General features: G+C 70.7%; 13 protein-coding genes and 2 pseudogenes. 8 read left to right on the top strand and 7 right to left on the bottom strand.

What is annotated here, in order from left to right; all coding sequences use genetic code 11:
* The 4 genes from AB0J09_RS31680 to AB0J09_RS31665 form a co-directional block, all read left to right on the top strand.
* On the top strand, positions 1-1,589 hold a 1,589-nt coding region (locus AB0J09_RS31680; RefSeq protein WP_360698915.1), incomplete at its 5' end, for an ABC transporter permease.
* Positions 1,586-4,153 carry an FtsX-like permease family protein gene (locus AB0J09_RS31675; protein ID WP_360698913.1) on the top strand — a complete coding sequence of 856 codons (2,568 nt, stop codon included), beginning with the start codon at positions 1,586-1,588 and terminating at the stop codon, positions 4,151-4,153. The genes AB0J09_RS31680 and AB0J09_RS31675, both read left to right, overlap by 4 nt.
* Positions 4,150-5,067: an ABC transporter ATP-binding protein gene (locus AB0J09_RS31670; protein WP_360698912.1), complete on the top strand. Its 918-nt coding sequence runs from the start codon at positions 4,150-4,152 to the stop codon at positions 5,065-5,067. Before AB0J09_RS31675 ends, AB0J09_RS31670 begins: the two co-directional genes overlap by 4 nt.
* Positions 5,060-5,752, top strand: coding sequence for an ABC transporter ATP-binding protein (locus tag AB0J09_RS31665; RefSeq protein WP_360698910.1), 693 nt, complete (start codon positions 5,060-5,062; stop codon positions 5,750-5,752). Before AB0J09_RS31670 ends, AB0J09_RS31665 begins: the two co-directional genes overlap by 8 nt.
* Here AB0J09_RS31665 and AB0J09_RS31660 read toward each other — a convergent pair.
* Positions 5,745-6,953, bottom strand: coding sequence for an MFS transporter (locus AB0J09_RS31660; RefSeq protein WP_360698908.1), 1,209 nt, complete (start codon positions 6,951-6,953; stop codon positions 5,745-5,747). The two genes, AB0J09_RS31665 and AB0J09_RS31660, sit on opposite strands and share 8 nt — an antisense overlap.
* A 68-nt stretch (positions 6,954-7,021) precedes the next feature.
* Here AB0J09_RS31660 and AB0J09_RS31655 point away from each other — a divergent pair, with 68 nt between their 5' ends.
* Both AB0J09_RS31655 and AB0J09_RS31650 read left to right on the top strand, forming a co-directional pair.
* Positions 7,022-7,507, top strand: a complete 486-nt coding sequence (locus AB0J09_RS31655) for a MarR family transcriptional regulator (RefSeq protein ID WP_360698907.1) — start codon at positions 7,022-7,024, stop codon at positions 7,505-7,507.
* A gap of 90 nt (positions 7,508-7,597) precedes the next feature.
* Entirely contained in the window at positions 7,598-8,728 is a 1,131-nt protein-coding gene (locus AB0J09_RS31650; RefSeq protein ID WP_360698906.1) for an epoxide hydrolase family protein, read from the top strand.
* Positions 8,729-8,817: 89 nt separating this feature from the next.
* On the opposite strand, the gene holA is transcribed toward AB0J09_RS31650, so the two are convergent.
* Complete coding sequence (holA, locus tag AB0J09_RS31645) at positions 8,818-9,789, bottom strand: DNA polymerase III subunit delta (RefSeq protein WP_360698904.1); 972 nt, start codon at positions 9,787-9,789, stop codon at positions 8,818-8,820.
* Between holA and AB0J09_RS31640 the strand changes: the two genes are divergently transcribed.
* Positions 9,788-9,964 carry a hypothetical protein gene (locus tag AB0J09_RS31640; RefSeq protein WP_360698902.1) on the top strand — a complete coding sequence of 59 codons (177 nt, stop codon included), beginning with the start codon at positions 9,788-9,790 and terminating at the stop codon, positions 9,962-9,964. The two genes, holA and AB0J09_RS31640, sit on opposite strands and share 2 nt — an antisense overlap.
* A 52-nt stretch (positions 9,965-10,016) precedes the next feature.
* Positions 10,017-10,763 (top strand): annotated as a pseudogene (locus AB0J09_RS31635) (aldehyde reductase); the annotation flags it as partial.
* 235 nt (positions 10,764-10,998) lie between these two features.
* Here AB0J09_RS31635 and AB0J09_RS31630 read toward each other — a convergent pair.
* From AB0J09_RS31630 to AB0J09_RS31610, 5 genes and pseudogenes are all read right to left on the bottom strand, one after another.
* Positions 10,999-14,127, bottom strand: coding sequence for a ComEC/Rec2 family competence protein (locus AB0J09_RS31630; RefSeq protein ID WP_360698917.1), 3,129 nt, complete (start codon positions 14,125-14,127; stop codon positions 10,999-11,001).
* Between the two features lies 1 nt (position 14,128).
* Positions 14,129-14,668: a ComEA family DNA-binding protein gene (locus tag AB0J09_RS31625; protein WP_360698900.1), complete on the bottom strand. Its 540-nt coding sequence runs from the start codon at positions 14,666-14,668 to the stop codon at positions 14,129-14,131.
* An 885-nt stretch (positions 14,669-15,553) separates the two neighbouring features.
* Positions 15,554-15,811, bottom strand: a pseudogene (locus AB0J09_RS31620) (SAM-dependent methyltransferase); the annotation flags it as partial.
* A 50-nt stretch (positions 15,812-15,861) separates the two neighbouring features.
* Positions 15,862-16,830, bottom strand: a complete 969-nt coding sequence (locus AB0J09_RS31615; protein ID WP_360698898.1) for a DegV family protein — start codon at positions 16,828-16,830, stop codon at positions 15,862-15,864.
* Positions 16,831-16,843: 13 nt separating this feature from the next.
* On the bottom strand, positions 16,844-17,490 hold a 647-nt coding region (locus tag AB0J09_RS31610; protein WP_360698896.1), incomplete at its 5' end, for an amidohydrolase family protein.

Raw genomic sequence — 17,490 nt, 5'->3', positions numbered from 1 at the left:
CGAAGCTGGCCGAGCGGCTGACCTCCAGGCGGCCCACGCTCGCCCCGGCGCTGGGGGCGTGGCAGGTGAGCAGGCGGCCGCTCAAGTACGCGGGCCCCGCCCTGCTGCTGACCATGGCCATCGCGATCGGCATCGTGTCCATGGCCACCGCGGCCACCTGGCGGGCCTCGCAACTCGACCAGGCCCGCCACCAGGCCGGGGCCGACCTGCGGCTGTCGGGGCCGCCGGACGGGCCGGAGCTGGGGGCGCTCGGGCGCGGGACGGCGTTCACGGCGCTGCCGGGCGTCACGGCGTACTCGCCGGGCTTCCGCGGCCAGACCGAGGTGAGCGGGGAGAGCGCGCTGCTGCTCGGCGTGGACGCGACCAAGCTCGGCACGCTGTTCCACCTGCGTCCTGACCTGTCGCCGCAGCCGGTGGGCGAGATGTCACGCGCGCTGGTGGGAGAACAGGCAGGCAAGCTGGACATTCCAGGTCAGCCATCCACGATCACCCTCCGGGCCAAGGTCGACGCGGACCTGGCGGTGCGGCTGGTGCTCTCCGACGCGCTGGGCGTGTGGCGTGACCTGTCGCTCGGCGTGCTGCGGAAGGGCGAGAACCGGATCGACCTCGACCTCCGGACGCTGGCCGGGCACACCGGGAAGATCACGTACCCGCTGTCGCTGCGCGGCCTCGTCGCGACCTCACCGCAGGGCACCGCGAACCTGACCCTGACCGGCCTCAGCGCCGACGGCCGCGCGCTGACGGCCCCTCCGCTGTCCATGAAGGTGACGCGGAGCGCGGTGGCCGCCTTCGCACCGATGCCTGGGCCAGGCCCGCTGCCCGTGGTGCTCACCGCCGACCTGGCCGCCTCGCTCAAGCTGTCCGCCGGGCAGGCCGGGCCGGCCAGCATCGACCGCAGGGTGCTCCAGATCAAGGTGGTGGCCGTCGTGGAGAGCATGCCGACGACCACCGCGGGGCAGAAGGCCGTGCTCGCGGACTGGGGGACGCTGCAGGCGTACGAACTGGCCGCGGCGCAGCTGCCCAGGCCCGCCACCGAATGGTGGCTCGCGGCGGACGACACCTCGCCCGCGGTGAAGGCGCTCAAGGCCCGGCCCGAGTGGGACGTGACCGCGCTCGACCAGCGGCAGCTGGCGGCCGAGCTGCAGGACGACCCCCTGGCCAGCGGGCTGCAGGGGGCGCTGATGCTCGGGTTCGTGGCAGCGCTGGTGTTCGCGGCGCTCGGGTTCGTGGTGAACGCGGCCGTCGCGGCGCGGGAGCGCATGGGCGAGTTCGTGATCCTGCGGGCGCTCGGGGTGAGCTCGAGGCAGGTGTTCGGGCTGCTGGCGATCGAGCAGGCGTTCGTCATCGGGCTGTCGCTGGCCGCCGGCACCGGGCTCGCCGTGGTCGTCGGCGTGCTGGTGGTGCCGCACATCGTGCTGACCGGGCAGGCCGCGGCGGTCACTCCGGGCGTGGTGCTCGACATCCCGTGGGGCGCCACCGCGGGGATGCTGGTGCTGGTGGCAGCCGTGCTGTTCGCCATCGTGGCCGGGCTGGCCCGAAACCTGCGCGGGCGACGTGGACAGGGTGGGCAACTCGTGGAGGAACGGTGAGGATCGCCCTGCTCGCCCGCGTGCACCTGGGCACGCTGGCCGTGCTCTTCGTGCTGGCGCTGAGCGCCTGCCTGCTGGTCGCGGGCCTGCCCAGGGCGACGCAGGCGTCGTTCGATGAGGCGCTGCGCCGCTCACTGGGCGCCGCCCCCGCGTGGCAGGCCGACCTGACGGTGAGTGTGGAGTCGCGCTCGCCGGAGGAGGACCTGCACGAACGCGGCCAGTTCGACCTCCGCGACCGCCGCTGGCGCGAGATCCTGCCGGCGGCGCTGCGGCCGCTGGTGACCGCCGCCGGCCACATGAGCGCCAAGACCACCCTCACGCCTGTCACCGGGACCGGCGGCCAGACGTTCATCAACCTGGGCTGGCTCTCGGACGCGGACCAGCGCGTGGACTGGGTCCAGGGGCGGGCGCCCGGCAAGCCCTCCACCATGCGGTACGAGGGCGCGACGATCCCGGTGTTCGAGGTGGGCGTCGTGGAGGACGCCCTGCGCGAGATGGACCTCCGGGTGGGCCAGACGAAGATGCTCGGCGAGAACGACTACGTCGCCGTGAAGATCGTCGGCGCCTTCAAGGCCAGGAACCCCGGAGCTCGTTACTGGAGCCACAACCTCGACATCCTGCAGGTCACCAAGATCCAGCCGCCGGGCGCGCTGGACTTCGAGAAGCACATCACGACCCTCATCTCCGACGAGGGGCTGACCGCGCTCAGCGGCGAGGGGCGCAACCTGTCCTACAACTGGATCCTGCCGATCGACGCCCGAGGGGCGAGCGCGCTGGCCGCGCCCGACGTCGACGCGGCGGTCACCGAGTTCGCGCGGGTGGTCGCGCTGCAGTCCACGGGCAGCCCGTACCACGTGGACACCGGGCTGCCCAAGCTGCTCGGCGACTTCCTCGCCGCGCTGGCCACCGCGCAGACCGTGATGTACCTGGGGCTCGGCGGGCTGCTGGCGGTGGCGCTCGGCGTGATCGCGCTGACCGTGCTGCTGCTGACCGACCGCCTCGATCACACGCTGACCTTGGCCCGGGCGCGCGGCGGGTCGCTGCGGCAGGTGGCCGGGGCCGCGGCCGCGGTGACCGGGGCCGCGGCGATGCCCGCCGGTCTGGCCGGATATGGATTGTCCTACCTTGTGCCTGGCCCTGTGCTGCCGATCGTGCACCTGGGGCCGGCCGTCGTGGTCCTGGTGGCCGTCGGATTCGCCGCCGCCCAGGTGGCCCGCACACACCGGACCGCGTTGCACGAGCGCCGCGACGACGTGGCCGCCACGCGGATCTCGGCTCGCCGGGTCACGCTCGAGGTGCTGGTCGTGGCGCTCGCGCTGGCGGGGGCTTACCTGCTGCGGGCCCGCGGGCTGAGGGGAGGCGATCCGTTCCTGCTCCTGGTGCCGGTCGGGCTGACGCTGGCGGCCGCCTTGATCACCTTGCGCTGCTACCCGTACCCCTTGCGGCTGTTCGTACGGCTGGCCGCGCGCGGGCGGGCGGCCGTGCCGTTCCTGGGCCTGACCAGGGCGGCCAGGGCGCGCTCCGCCAGCGTACTGCCGGTACTGATCCTGCTGCCCGCGCTGGGCGTGTCGGTGTTCGCGGCGGTGATCTCCGACGGGATCGCGAGCACGCAGCGGCTGGCGTCCTGGCAGCAGGTGGGCGCGCCGATCAAGCTGACGTCGGACATCGAGATCCCCGCCGCCACGATCTCGAAGGTGCGCGGGCTGGCCGGGGTGGAGCAGGTGGTGATCGCGCAGACGGGGCGGGTACAGGTCGGTTACAGCGCCGAGCGGGCGGAGGCCATCGCGGTCGACGTGGCGCAGTGGCGCCGCATCCTGGACGGCGCTCCCGTGAGCCTGCCCGCTCTGTCCGATGGCGCGCTGGTCTCTCCCGAACTTCAGGGGCGGGGAACGTTCGAGATCGGCTGGCAGTCGCGGGTCAAGCTCGCGACGCGGGGCGTGATCGACTCGGTGCCCGGTTTCTACACCAAGGGGAAGTTCATCGTCGTGCCCCTGGGCGTGCTGACCCGGCCTGCCGTGAACACCTTGCTGATCAAGGGGGACGTGTCTCTCGATTCGCTGACGCGGCTGGTCCCGTCGGCGACCGTGGAGTCGCAGGAGCGGGCGTTGAGCGCCATCCGGGACGATCCGCTCACCCGTGCCGTGCGCTGGGCGCTGGTCGTGGTGACGGTGGCGCTGGGCTCGTACGCGCTGGTCGCGGTCGTGCTGTCCCTTGTCATCGGCGCCGCCGAGCGGGCGCGGGCGGTGTCGTTCCTGCGTACGCTCGGGCTGTCGGACCGTCAGGCGCAGCGGCTGACCGTGCTGGAGATCCTGCCCATGATCCTCGTCACCGCCCTGGTCGGGCTCGGCCTGGGCCTCTTCTTGCCGTTCGCGCTCGGGCCCGCCGTGGACCTGTCGTCGTACGCCGGTGACCTGCCCGTCGGCGACTACTCGCTCGATCTGCTCACACCTCTTGCGCTGGCGGCCGGGCTCGCCGCCGTCGCCGTGCTCGGCGCGTACGCGCACACCGCCATCAGCCGCCGCCGCAACCTCGGCGCCGTCCTGCGAGTGGGGGACCTCACATGAACCCGACCCTGTCCGAGCTGGAAGCCAGGGCCACCCGGGAGAAGGCCGCGTTCGGCGGCGACGCGCACATCGTGTGCGACAACCTGGTGCGCATCTACAAGACCGAGGGCGTCGAGGTCGTCGCCCTGCAGGGGCTCGACCTGGTGATCGACAAGGGCGAGCTGGTGGCCATCGTCGGCGCGTCGGGGTCGGGCAAGTCGACGCTGCTCAACGTGCTGTCCGGGCTGGACGTGCCGACGGCCGGGGTGGCGAGGGTGGCGGGGATGGACCTGCTGTCGATGAGCGCTCGCGACCGGCTGCGGTACCGGCGGTCCGTGGTGGGCTTCATCTGGCAGCAGACCGCGCGGAACCTGCTGCCGTACCTCTCCGCTCGCGAGAACGTCGAGCTGCCGATGAAGCTCGCCGGGCGGCGCGGGGGGCAGGCTCTCGAGCTGCTGGAGCTGCTCGGGGTCGGCTACTGCGCCAACCGCAAGATTCCCGAAATGTCGGGCGGCGAGCAGCAGCGGGTGGCCATCGCCGTGGCGCTCGCCAACTCCCCGCAGCTCATCCTGGCGGACGAGCCCACCGGCGAGCTGGACAGTGAGACGTCGGAGCAGGTCTTCGACGCGCTCCGTAAGGCCAACAGGGAGCTGGGGGTGACCGTGGTCGTCGTGACGCACGACCCGCTGGTGGCGGAGCAGGTGGACCGTACGGTGGGCATTCGCGACGGACGTACCAGCAGCGAGACGCTGCGGCGCGAGGGCGCCGAGGGGGAGATCGTCGCCGAGGAGTACGCGGTGCTGGACCGGGTGGGGCGGCTGCAGCTGCCTCGCGACTTCATGAACGCCCTCCAGATGGAGCGGCGAGTCCGCCTCGAGCTCGAATCCGACCACATCGGCGTGTGGCCCGCACGGGAGGAGTCCTCTGATGACTGATTCGCCCCTGGTCGTGGTGGAAGGGCTGCGCAAGGTCTACCGAAGCGGGCCCAAGGAGGTCGTGGCGCTGCGGGACGTGTCCTTCTCGGTGTTTCCCGGGGAGCTCGTCGCCGTGCGCGGGCGGTCGGGGTCCGGGAAGACGACCCTGCTCAACCAGATCGGCGGCCTGGACAGACCGGATGCCGGGCGGGTGGTGGTCGACGGGCACGAGGTCACCGCCATGTCCGAGGACGCCCTGCTGGCCTTGCGGCGGGACGTGGTGGGGTTCGTGTTCCAGTCGTTCGGGCTGATCCCGGTGCTGTCGGCGGCGGAGAACGTGGGGGTGCCGATGCGGCTGCTGCGGATGCCGGTGGTGGAGCGGGAGGCTCGCATCCGTCTGCTGCTGGCTCTGGTGGGGTTGGAGCAGCACGTCAACCAGCGGCCGTACGAACTGTCCGGGGGGCAGCGGCAGCGGGTGGCCATCGCCCGGTCGCTGGCGAACCGGCCCCGGCTCCTCGTCGCCGACGAGCCCACGGGGCAGCTGGACTCACAGACCGGGCGGCAGATCATGGAGCTGCTGCGGGCGGTCGTACGGAGTGAGGGGGTCACGGCCCTGGTGGCCACCCATGATCCCAGCCTGATGACGCTGGCCGACCGGGTGTTGGAGATCAGCGACGGCGTCGTACGGGAGGCGGCGCTCACCTGACGCCGCCGCTGCGCGACCTCCTGACTTCCCACCGCTCGGTTTCGCGGGAACGTGCCGACGGGAGGATCGCGGCGAGATTCGCGGCGGCGACCAGCACGCCTCCGGTCAGGGCCAGCGCCGTCACCCCGGTGACGCCGGCCAGCGGAGCCGCCACCGCCAGCCCGAACGGCCGCGACGCGAACGAGATGAGCTGGTCGAACGACCGCACCCGCCCCAGTGCGTTCTCCGGGATCTCATTGGCCACCACCGTCTCCCACAGCGGGCTGAGCAGCCCCAGCCCGAACATCGCCACGAAGTACGCGCCCGCCATCACCGCAGCCGGCGCGGTCACGGCCAGGGCCACCATGGGCAGCAGGTAGCACGCGGCGCCGGCCTGCACCACCATCAGCGGCCTGCGTATGGGCAGCCTAGGAGCGGCGAACACGCCGAGGACCAAGCCGACCGTGCCGCTCTGCACGATCAACGTCCAGCTCACCTCGCCCCCGAGCTCGCGCACGGCCGTCACCGGGCCGAGCGTCAGGAACAAGCCGGCCATGAAGTGCCACACGCCGTGCCCGAGAGTGCAGACCAGGAACCATCGGCGTGCCCTGACCTCGCGCCACCCCTCGGCCACGTCCCTGCGGAAGGAGGAGACGGTTTTGGCATGAGGCGCAGAGGGCGTGCGGATCCCGCCGAGGGTCAGCGCCGAGCAGGCGAACAGCGCCGCAGTGAGCGCGGCCGCCCAGCCGGGACCGGCGGCCAGCGTGACCGTCCCGGCCAGCGCCGGAGCGACGACCGCGGACAGGCTCGTCGCCACGCCGATACGGGCGTTCATCCGCAATCTGTCCTGGCCCGGCACCACCGCGACCACCAGCCTCGGCACGGCCGGGCTGCCGAACGCGATGGCGACCCCCGCCACGGCTGACAGCAGCGCCAGATCTAGGAGGCGGTTCACACCGAGCAGCAGCTCGGCGGCGATGGCGGCCTGCGACAGGCACCGGGTCAGGTCGGCGAGCAGCGCGACCCGTTCGGGCCGGATCCGGTCGGCCAGCACCCCGCCCACGGGGAGGAACAGCAGGAGCGGAACCATCTCGCTCGCCAGCACGATGCCCAGCGCCCCGCCGTCCCCGGTCGCCCGCAGGACCGCCAGGGTCAGGGTGGTGGGGATGAGCGCGGTGGCCAGCGCGGACAGGCATCGCCCGATCAGGAGTCGTGTGGTCACGAGTGCTTAAGATATTTCGCTGGCGAATGTTTCGTCAACAAAATACTTGCTGCCGTATGATCCGGGGCATGGAGGACTCGGTCGATCGCCACCTGGCCCGCTGGCGCGGCAAGGCCCCGTTCGACGAGCGGGTGGAGGCGATCGTGACGCGGCTGCAGGTCCTCGTGAAGCACCTGGCCCACACCAAGGAGGCGGCGCTGAGGGAGGTGGGGATGCAGGACTTCGAGTTCGAGACGCTGCACCGGCTGGTGGCGCGCGACGGCTCGGCGACGCCGTCCGAGCTGGCCACCGACCTCCTCCTGTCCCCGGCCGGGATGACGGGCCGGCTGGACACGCTGGAGCGGTCAGGGCTGGTACGGCGAGTGCGCAGCACGGAGGACCGCCGGCGGGTGGACGTCGAGCTCACCCCCAAGGGCCACGACCTCTGGATGGACGCGATGACGATCCGGGCGGAGGTGGAGGCCGACCTGGTGAACGCCCTCCCGCCCGCAGACCGGGCCATCCTGGACGGCCTGCTCAAGCAGCTCCTGGTGAAGACGGAAACCAGCCACTGACCTCAGCGGCGCCGCGCCGGTAATCCGATTGAGTGGCCCGGCCCACCGGTGGTAAACCAGTGGGGAATTTCCGCTGATCGGAGGGAACACGTGGGCCAATCACCCTTCCGGATCGAGGTGCCCGGCGACGTGCTGGACGACCTCCTGGCCCGCTTACGTGCCACCAGGTTCACCGATCGCACCGGCGCGAAGCCGTGGCAGGCCGGCGCCGACCCCACGTACCTGCGGGAACTCGTGGCGTACTGGGCGGAAGGGTTCGACTATCGCGGCCGGGAGGTCGAGCTCAACGCGCTGCCGCACTACCGGGAGCGGGGGATGCATTTCGTACGGATCCCCGGGGCGGGCCCCGCGCCCATGCCCATCCTCCTCTGCCACGGATGGCCGAGCAGCTTCCTGGAGATGCTCCCCCTGGCGGCACGCCTGGCCGACCCCGCCCGCCACGGCGGCGACCCGGCCGACGCGTTCGACGTGGTGATCCCGTCCATGCCGGGCTTCCTCTACTCCGACCTGCCGGCGGAGCCGCTCACGCGCGCCGCGATGGCACGTACGCTGCACACGCTGATGACCGAGACCCTGGGGTACGAGCGGTACGCCGCCTTCGGAGGCGACATCGGCGGAGCGGCCATCCAGTGGCTCGGCGCGCTCTATCCCGAGCAGGTGGCCGGGATCCACCTGATCCATCCGCCGTTCCCCGCCTCGCTGGAGGAGCCGCCGATGTCGGCGGAGGAGCAGGCGTTCGTGGCGGCGGAGGAGGCGTACGACGAGCTCGACGGCGGCTACAGCGCAATCATGGGAACACGACCCGACACCATCGCCGCCGCCCTGATCGACTCACCCGCCGGACTGGCTGCGTGGATAGTCGACAAATATCGGGACTGGAGCGACTGTCACGGCGACGTGGAGTCGCGCTTCGACCGCGACACTCTGCTCACGATCCTGACGCTGTATTGGGCGACCGGCTCGATCGGCACATCGTTCAGGCAGTACTACGACTGGGAGCACAACACCCCTCGCCCGCCGATCACGGTGCCGACGGCCATCACGCTCAGCCACGAACCGGTCATGTCCGGCATCCCTCGCTCGATCGCCGAGCGATCCTGCACCGACCTCCGCCACTGGAACGAACCCGGACGTGGCGGACACTTCCTGGCGCTGGAGGAGCCAGAGCTCATGCATGGGGAGTTGACGACCTTCTTCCGCCCCCTCCGCCACACGCACTGACCCCGTACCCAACGCCAGACCCCGTGCCCGAAGGCTGACCCCGTACCCAACGCCAGACCCCGGCGCCCACAACACGCAAGGGCCACCCACTACCGCCCTGTACGGCAGGCGACGATGACCTGCACTGCGTGCTCCAACGCGTAGGCCGGGTCCGCTCCCCCACCCTTGACCTGCTCATCCGCGCTGGCAACGGCCTGGATGGCCTTGGACAGTCCCTCGGGCCCCCACCCGTTCAGCTGCCGCTTGACCCGATCGACCTTCCACGGCGGCATGCCGACATGGCCGGCCAGCTGCCCGCCCCGAAGGTTGCGCGGCGCGCTGCCGACCTTGGCCAGCGACCGCAGCCCACCGGCCAGCGCACTCACCAGCAAGACGGGAGCGACCCCGGTGCCGAGAGCCCACCTCAACTGCTCCAGAGCGTCGGCCAAGCGCCCCTCGACAGCGGAGTCCGCCACGTTGAAGCCGGTCACCTCGGCCCGGCCCTTGTGGTAGCGAGCCACGGCGGCCGCGCCGATCGTCTTGTCCTCCGTGTCGAACACCAGCTGATTGCACGCCGCCGCCAGCTCCCGCAGGTCGTTGCCGACGGCGTCGAGCAACGCCTGAGCCGCGTCACCGGAAATGCCCCGCCCGGCCCGCTTGAACTCGCCCTTGATGAAGTCCAGCCGCTCCCCCGCCTTGGTGACCTTGTTGACCGTGATCACCTTGGCTCCGGCCTTCTTCACCCCGTCGACCAGCGCCTTCCCCTTCACCCCGCCCGGGTGCGCCAGAACGAGCACGGTGTCGTCGGACGGCTGCTTGGCGTAGGTGACGATCTCGGCGATGACATCCTTCGCCAGATCCTGCGCCGATCGGATCACCACCACGGACCGATCGCCGAAGAGCGACGGCGAAGTCAGCTGCGTCAGCTCCCCGACCCCGACCTTCCCACCCACGAGGTCATGCGTATCGGCCCCCGGATCAACGGACCGGGCCGCCGCGACGACACCACTCACCGCCCGCTCGGCCAGCAGCTCCTCATCGCCGAGGACCAGGGTCACAGGTGCTGGATCGGTTCCCGCCATGTCAGGCAGCATGCCATGCGCCACCGACAACCTGGTACTCGAAGATCAACGGGCCGGCTCCTGGGTGTTGTTCGCCTTGCCCGAGGCGCCCGGCCAGATGCTCGTCACGTATCACGCCCCGGCGGGGAGCGACACCCGCGAGCGGCTGGACCTGCTGGCCCACCTCATCACCTGATCTGACCTCACGGCCTAGGCACCCGCGCACCGGTGCGGGCGCCTGCTGCGCCATGCCCAAAATCCACGTAAAGGACAACATGAACCCCAAAACAGTGCTGGTGACGGGCGGCTCCGGCTTCCTCGCCACCCGCTGCATCGCCCAGGCCCTTCAGGCCGGATATCGCGTACGCACCTCAGTCCGTACCCCGGAACGGGAGGGCAGGATCCGCCAGGACATCGAGCGGGTAGGCGTACCGGCCGGAGACGTGCTGAGCTTCGTCACCGCCGATCTGACCTCGGACGACGGCTGGCCGCAGGCCGTCGCCGGCTGCGACTACGTCCTGCACGTCGCCTCGCCCTTCCCTCCGAGCCAGCCGGAGAACGAGGACGACCTGATCGCGCCCGCGCGGGAGGGGACCCTGCGCGTGCTGCGCGCCGCGAGAGACGCGCAGGTGCGCCGGGTAGTGATCACCTCCTCCTTCGCCGCCATCGGCTACGGCCATCCCGACACGGACCGCCCGTTCACCGAGGACGACTGGACGAACATCGACGGCGGCGTATCCCCGTACATCAAATCCAAGACCCTGGCGGAACGTGCCGCCTGGGACTTCATGGCCCGCGAGGGCGGACTCATGGAGCTGTCGGTGGTCAATCCCGTAGGCATCTTCGGCCCGGTGCTGGGCCCGGACCACGCCGCGTCAATCAACATGCTCAAAATGCTGATGAACGGCGACATGCCCGGCACCCCACGCCTCTCCTTCGCGGTCGTGGACGTACGCGACGCCGCCGACCTCCACCTGCGCGTGATGACGAGCCCGGACGCGGCCGGGCAGCGCTTCCTGGCATCCGCAGGGGACGCCCTGTCCGTGCACGACATCGCCCTGATCCTCCGCCGGCGCCTGGGCGAGGCCGCTCACCGGGTGCCCTCTGAGATCCTCCCGGACGAGGCGGTACGCCAGGCCGCCCGCACCAACCCCGCGATGCGCGAGACGGCCGACAACCTCGGCAAGGTCCGCCACCTCAATGGTCGGAGGGCACGAGGCTCTGGTTGGCCTAGGGACCGCGCGGAACCATGGCCATCTCTCCTTCCCGCTCCACGACGGCGAGATCGCCGGACTTGTCAGTCCGGTAGACACTGGCCCCGAGCCGGTGCAGGAGTGCCAGAGTGGACGGGGCCGGATGGCCGTAGTCGTTCTCGGCCCCCACACTGATCAACGCGGCCCGCGCGCCGACAGCCGACAGGAAGGCCGGGGACTGCCGGTTCGATCCGTGGTGCGGGGTCTTGAGGATGTCAGCCCGCACCGCAACCCGCCGCAGCAGCTCCTCCTGCGCCTCCGTCTCCAGGTCGCCGCACAGCAGGATCGAGCCGGACCGCCAGCGTACGTGGACGACCACGCTGGAGTTGTTGATCGCGCTGCCCTCACCCAGCCCGTTCGTCTCGCTCTGAGCGGGGTCGGGGGCGAGCACGGACAGCTCGGACGGGCCGAATCGCCAACGGGTCCCGGGCGAGGCCGTCCATTCCGGTATGTGGTGGTGTGCGAGTGTGGCCGAAATGTGCGCGCCGGCTCGGGCGGCGCTTGTCCGTTGCGGGCTGACGACCACGGCTCCGACGCGCCGGTTCCTGAGCACGCCCGGGAGGCCGTCCACGTGGTCGGCATGCGGGTGGGTGAGGATGAGCAGGGGTACGTCGTCAACGCCCAGCCTGCGCAGACACCGGTCCATGACGATCGGATCGGGTCCGGTGTCGACCACGACGCCTCGTCCCGGTCCCGCCGCCACCACAAGACCGTCCCCCTGGCCGACATCGCACATCACCATCAGCCAGCCCTTGGGCGGCCAAGAACCGGCTATGGGCCGGATCACCAGCACCGCCACCAATGCGGCACCGGCCGCCGTCAGCGCCACCGCCCTCCAGGCCCGCCGCCGGAGGATCGGGATCGCGACCGCCACCGCGACCAGGAGCAGCCCCAATCCGGGAAGCCCACCAGGCCACGGCACAGTGGCGAAAGGCAGGTTGACCGCCCAGCGGGCCACCGTGACGATCCATCCGACCGCGTAACCAGCCGGAATCACCAGAAGCCTGGCACCCTCGGGCCATATGGGCGCCACCAGAGCGGCGCCGAACCCGAGCAACGTCGCAGGCGCCACCGCCGGAGCCACGAGCAGGTTGGCGACCACCGCGACGGGGGTCAGTTGTCCCGACATCAGCACGAGAACGGGCGTCACCGCCACCTGGGCGGCCACCGGCACGGCAACAGCCTCGGCCATCCAACGCGGCAGTCGGCACGCCCACTTGGAACCGCCGTCATCCGATGACACATCACCCTCGCGCCCCAGCCGACCTTCCCCTTCCCGACGCTGGCTGCCTTCCGGACACCAACCACCTCCCCGACACTGGCCACCTCCCTGATGCTGGCCACCTTCTCGGCAGTGACCGTCTTCCAGGCACCGACCACCTTCCGGCCATTGGTCGGCTGTCGGGTACCGGCTGTCCTTTGCCGGGGCTGACAAGCGGTCGCGCCAGCGTGGGGCGAGGACGAGGATGCCTGCGGTGGCCGCGGCCGAGAGGGCGAAGCCGTACGAGCGGGCTAGCTCGGGAGCGAACAGCACCAGGAGGAGGACCGTGGCCGACAGGGCAGCCAGACCGTCCTTCGAGCGGCCGGTGCCCAGCGCGATGGCGGCGGCCAGGCCCATGAGGAGAGCGCGTAGGACGCTCGGGGATGGGCGGGCGACCACGGCGAACCCGAGCATCGCGATGGCGGCGAAGACAGCTCTCAGGGGCAGGGAGAGGCCGAGGAAGCGGGAGAGGGCGAGGGCGGCGCCTGCCACGATTGCGAGGTTTGCACCGCTTACGGCGTTCAAGTGGCTCAGGCCGGCCTCCTTGAGGTCGGATGCCACCTGAGGATCCATACGTGAGACATCACCGACGACCAAGCCCGGCAGAAGGCCTCGCTGGTCGGCGGGGAGGCCGTCGGCGGCGGCTCGCAGGCCCGACCTGAGGGTGCCCGCCGCTGTCTGGAGACCGGACGGGGGTGTCAGGACTCGGGGTGGACCTTGCACCAGGAGGATGGCTGCATCGAGGTCGCCGGGGTTCGGTTTGGCTAGGCGTCCGGTGACTTCGAGGTGCTGGCTGGGGAGAAAGGTGCTCCAGTCGTGTCCGGCGGCGAAGACGGTGATGGGGACGTTGACGGCCTGCCGGGTGCCGGCCGTTTGGATGAGCTCCAGGGTGGCTGGGGTCACGTAGCTCTCTTGGTGGAAATGGCCGCTTCTGTTTGCTCTCCGTTTGGGGTCGTCGGTTAGGGCGATCTGGGCCTTTATGGAGGCGTTCTTCTTGGCCAGGTCGGCTGCTGGTCCGGTGGTCAGAGCGTGGATTCGGAAGGCGACCGACGCCGAGGCCGCGGCGGCACAGATGAGCGTGGCAATGGTGATGTTGCGCCATGGAGCCAGGTGAGGTGGTCGCCTTGCCTTCCATGGGGGTGGTGGGCTCGTGTGCCGTTCGGTCCGGTCAAGCTGGTCGAGAGGTGCCGGCCAAGGTCGTCGCCACTTCCGCGAGCTTGGGGAGGGCGAGTCCCATGCGGGCCGGTCTGTGTCGGTGGGCGGCCGCGAGCTCTCACACACGTGCCGTGGGTCCCAGTACGCGATCCCTGGGAGCCACTGCCCGATGTAAGGGAGCCGGTAAGCCAGCCAAGCTGCCCAGTCCCCAAGTCTCGTTCGCCGGGTCACGGACTGGAGGCGCCACCGTACGGACCTGGCGTGCCAGGCTACGGCCGTCGCGGCCAGGACTGCGGAGATGGCGACGATCAGGCCTGTGCGGGCTGAGCAGCCGAGCAGGATCAGAGAACTGGTCCAGGCGGCCAGTGCGGGGACGATGAGGGGCCAGGCGTGCTCCCGCTGCCCGCTGTCCTGGTCGGTACGGGTTCCACTGTCCTGGTCGGCGCCGCTTCCGCTGCCCCGGGCGGTGCGGGTTGCGTCGTCCAGGGCCGTGCGGCGGGTTCCCTCGTCCTGGGCGGTGCGGGTTCCGCTGTCCAGGGCCGTGCGGCGGATTCCTTCGTCCTGGGCGGTGCGGGTTGCGCCGGTATTCCTGTCGTTCCCGTCGTCAGCCCAGCCGCCGTCGCGTGGAACGTTGATGCTGTCCAGGCTCGTACGTGCTGGGTGGGCGTCATGGGTGCGCGGGGTTGCCATGTCAGACACGGACCCTCGCTTTGACCTCGTCGAACTTTCGTGGGCCTATTCCACTCACCTCGCGTAGCTGCTCGACGGTGGTGAAGCCGCCGTGGGAGTCGCGGAACTCGGTGATGCGGGCTGCCAGGACCTCGCCCACGCCTGGAAGTTGTTCGAGTTGGTCGGTTGTGGCGGAGTTGAGGTCGAGGATGGCGGTGGCCGGGTCCGTGATGGGCGAGCCGGGGGTTGCCTGGCCGGCAGCGGCGCCTACGACTATCTGCTCGCCGTCGATGAGGCGTCTGGCGAGGTTGAGTGAGCCAGTGGAGGCGCCGCGTGACACACCTCCGGCTGCTGTCACGGCGTCCGTGACTCGGGAGCCTGAGGGGAGAATGTAGACGCCGGGCTTGCGGATCTTGCCGGTGACGTGGACGGTCACCTTGGCCAAGGCGGTCGGTGGCGGGGTTGTCTGTGCGGCCATCGGGGTGGGTACTGGCAAGGGCTCGGTGGAGGGCTGGGAGCGCCAGAGGAAGAAGGCCGCGACGGCCGCAGCGAGAGCACCCACGGCCAGAAGGACGCGAAGGCCGGGCTTGCCTGGGTCGAGGGCCGGGGCGTGGGCGGCGAGGGCTGCGCGGAATGCCTGGAAGGACGGTGGTACGGGGGCAGGCCCTTCGCTCTTTCGGTGAGGGCGGGCCGAGGCGTTTGGGCGCTGTTCGTAGCCTTCGTGGGGTGTGGGTGCGTCATCCCTCCCGTGTCTTACAGGGGATGTGGTCGCGGCGGCGTGGTCCCAACGGCTTGCCTCTTGAGGCCGCCCAGCCTCGCGGCTTCTCTCCTGAGGTGCGCTTGAGAGCCATTCAGCCTGGTGGCCTCTCTGCTCAGGGCTGGATGAGGGCCACCCCACCTCGCCGCTTTCCTCCCGAGGGGTGGGTGAGGGCCACCCCGCCTGGCGGCTTCTGCCCCGAGGCTTGGGTGAAACGTCGTGGCTTTTCGCCCGAGTCTCCGCCGGCTCACTCGCGCCACCAGCGAGCCGGCCGAGAGGGTGGCGGGAGCGGCGGGAAGGCGCGGTGATCGACCGTAGCCGGGACTCGGCTATGGTCCGCTCTGCCGTGGGGTCGGGGGTTCGCACGGCAGAGAACGTAGGTCCGCAGCAGCGATCGCCGCAGTTCCGAACCGCGTTCTGGGGATGGGGCGGGAGATGAGCGAGGGCGCTGTGGACAACGAGACAGGGATGGTCGAACGCTGGGAATCTCACCCGGGCGCCCGCCGGGCTTCGAAGGGCCGAAGGGTGATCATGCCGGTGACGAGCAGCAGTGTTGGTCGGTTGATTTGGACAGCGCTCAGGGTCGGCGTGGCCAGAAATGTCGGTGAGAAGTAACAGCACTCGGCGGCGGTACGTGGTGGCGCGGGCGATACTGATCAGCCGGTCCGCAGGGCGAGACCATTTGCCGGTTCAACGCCTTCGGGCCAGGGTGACGCCGTCACGGACGGGCAGCATCACGCAATCCAGCCGGTCGTCATGGGCGATGGCCTCGTTCACATGACGCATCGACTGATGGTCCTCCGCCCGGAAGGCCGGGTCGAGCACTCTGCCGCCGAGGAACACATTGTCGAGGACGAGCAGGCCGCCGGAGTGGAGCCGCGGGACGATCTCCTCGTAGTAGGCAGGGTAGTTGGCCTTGTCCGCGTCGATGAAGGCGAAGTCGAAGGCTCGACGCGATTTGGTGCTGAAGGCCCGTACGCGAGCCTGAACCTCACGCGCTAAAGGGCGCGCGACGTGACCGTGAGGCCGAGCATGCCGGGGCCCACGTGGGCGCCGATCACCGCCCCGACCTCCATCACCCGCAGTTCCACCAGATCGGCCAGTCGCTTCGGCAGGCGCTCTGCCAGCGCCTCGGCCCGTTCCCTCGCTCCCAAGTGCTGTACGGCGACCTCCACGGGCCCCTCGCCCGCCGCATGGACGGCCAGGTGCTCCAGGCGGGCGATGGCGCGTGACGACGTGCGGACCTTCTCCAGGAGTGAGATGTGGCCGTCCACGATGTGGAGTAATGGCTTGATCATGAGGGCCGAGCCGACGAGAGAGGCGGCCGTGCCGATGCGGCCGCTGCGCCGCAGGTATTCGAGGGTGTCGACGTAGAAGAACGTCTGAGTGGTTTCCATGCAGCGTCGGACGGCTGAGGTCACCGCCTCCAGGGAGGCGCCGCTCGCGGCGGCGCGGGCGGCGGCCAGGACCGGGTAGCCGAGGCCCATGGCGATCGAGCGGCTGTCGATCACTTCCACTGGTACGGGTGCCCGGTCGGCGGCCGCCTGGGCGGACTCGACGGTGCCGGAGAGCTCGCGGGAGAGGTGGACGGAAACGATGCCGGTCGCGCCTGCGGCCGCCAGGGAGGAGTAGCAGGAGGCGAAGCTTTCCGGAGAAGGGCGGGAGGTGCTGGTGGAGGCGAGGTCGCCGATGAAGGGGCTTGAGCCGCGGGAGCCGCCGCCCGGAGGCTCGACCCGGCCCGAGGAACGGACCTGATCCGAAGGCTCGACCCGGCCCGAGGAGTCAGCCCCACCGAAGGACTCAGCCCAGCCTGAGGGACGCTCGTGGGATGGAGCGCCGCCCACACGGAACGAGGGCTCGTCGTACGACACACCCCCAGCGATCACCTGTACCGGCACGACCGTGACCCCCGGCACGGGCGGCAGGTAGGCCGTCGAATCCGTGACGATGGCGACCAAGGGCGGCATAACCCGAGACCAGCTACTGAACGGGCGTCCCACCCCGCCACACCCGCCGCGGCTTCAGGCCGAAGGACCAGGCGAAGGCGCCCTCGTGGTCGGCGTCCCACTGCACAATGTCCGCGAGCCTGCCGGGAGCCAGGACGCCGCGGTCGGGAGCGCCCAGGACGGTGGCGCCGCCGAGGGTGGCCGCGCGCAGGGCGTCGTTGACGCTCATCCCGAACGCCGACACCGCCATGGCGATGACGAGGGACATCGAGGTGATGCCGCAGTAGCCGGGGTTGTGGTCGCTGCCGAGGGCGATCTGGACGCCGTGCTTGATCATCTGGCGGACGGGCGGGAGATGGCCGCGCTGGAGGGCGGTGGCCGGGCAGACGACGGCGGGCACGCCGTAGCGGGACATGATCGCGATGTCCTCGTCGGACATGTGGTGCAGCCCGTCGGCGGAGGCGCAGCCGAGCTCGGCGGCCAGCTGGACGGCGCCGCGGCGGCTGAAGATGCCGGCGTGGATGCGCGGCAGCAGCCCGACGTTGCGGCCCGAGGCGAGCACCCAGCGGGACTCTTCAGTGGTGAAGTGGCCCTCGTCGCAGTAGACGTCGACGCTGTCGGCGCCCCCGGCCACAGGGGTGCGCCGGGATGCCTCCCGCGCCAGTCGGCGATGAAAGCCTC

This window comes from Nonomuraea sp. NPDC049784, assembly GCF_040659615.1.
GTDB lineage: Bacteria > Actinomycetota > Actinomycetes > Streptosporangiales > Streptosporangiaceae > Nonomuraea.
Note: the sequence above shows the minus strand (reverse complement) of the source record. Positions and strands in the feature narration are given on the sequence as shown.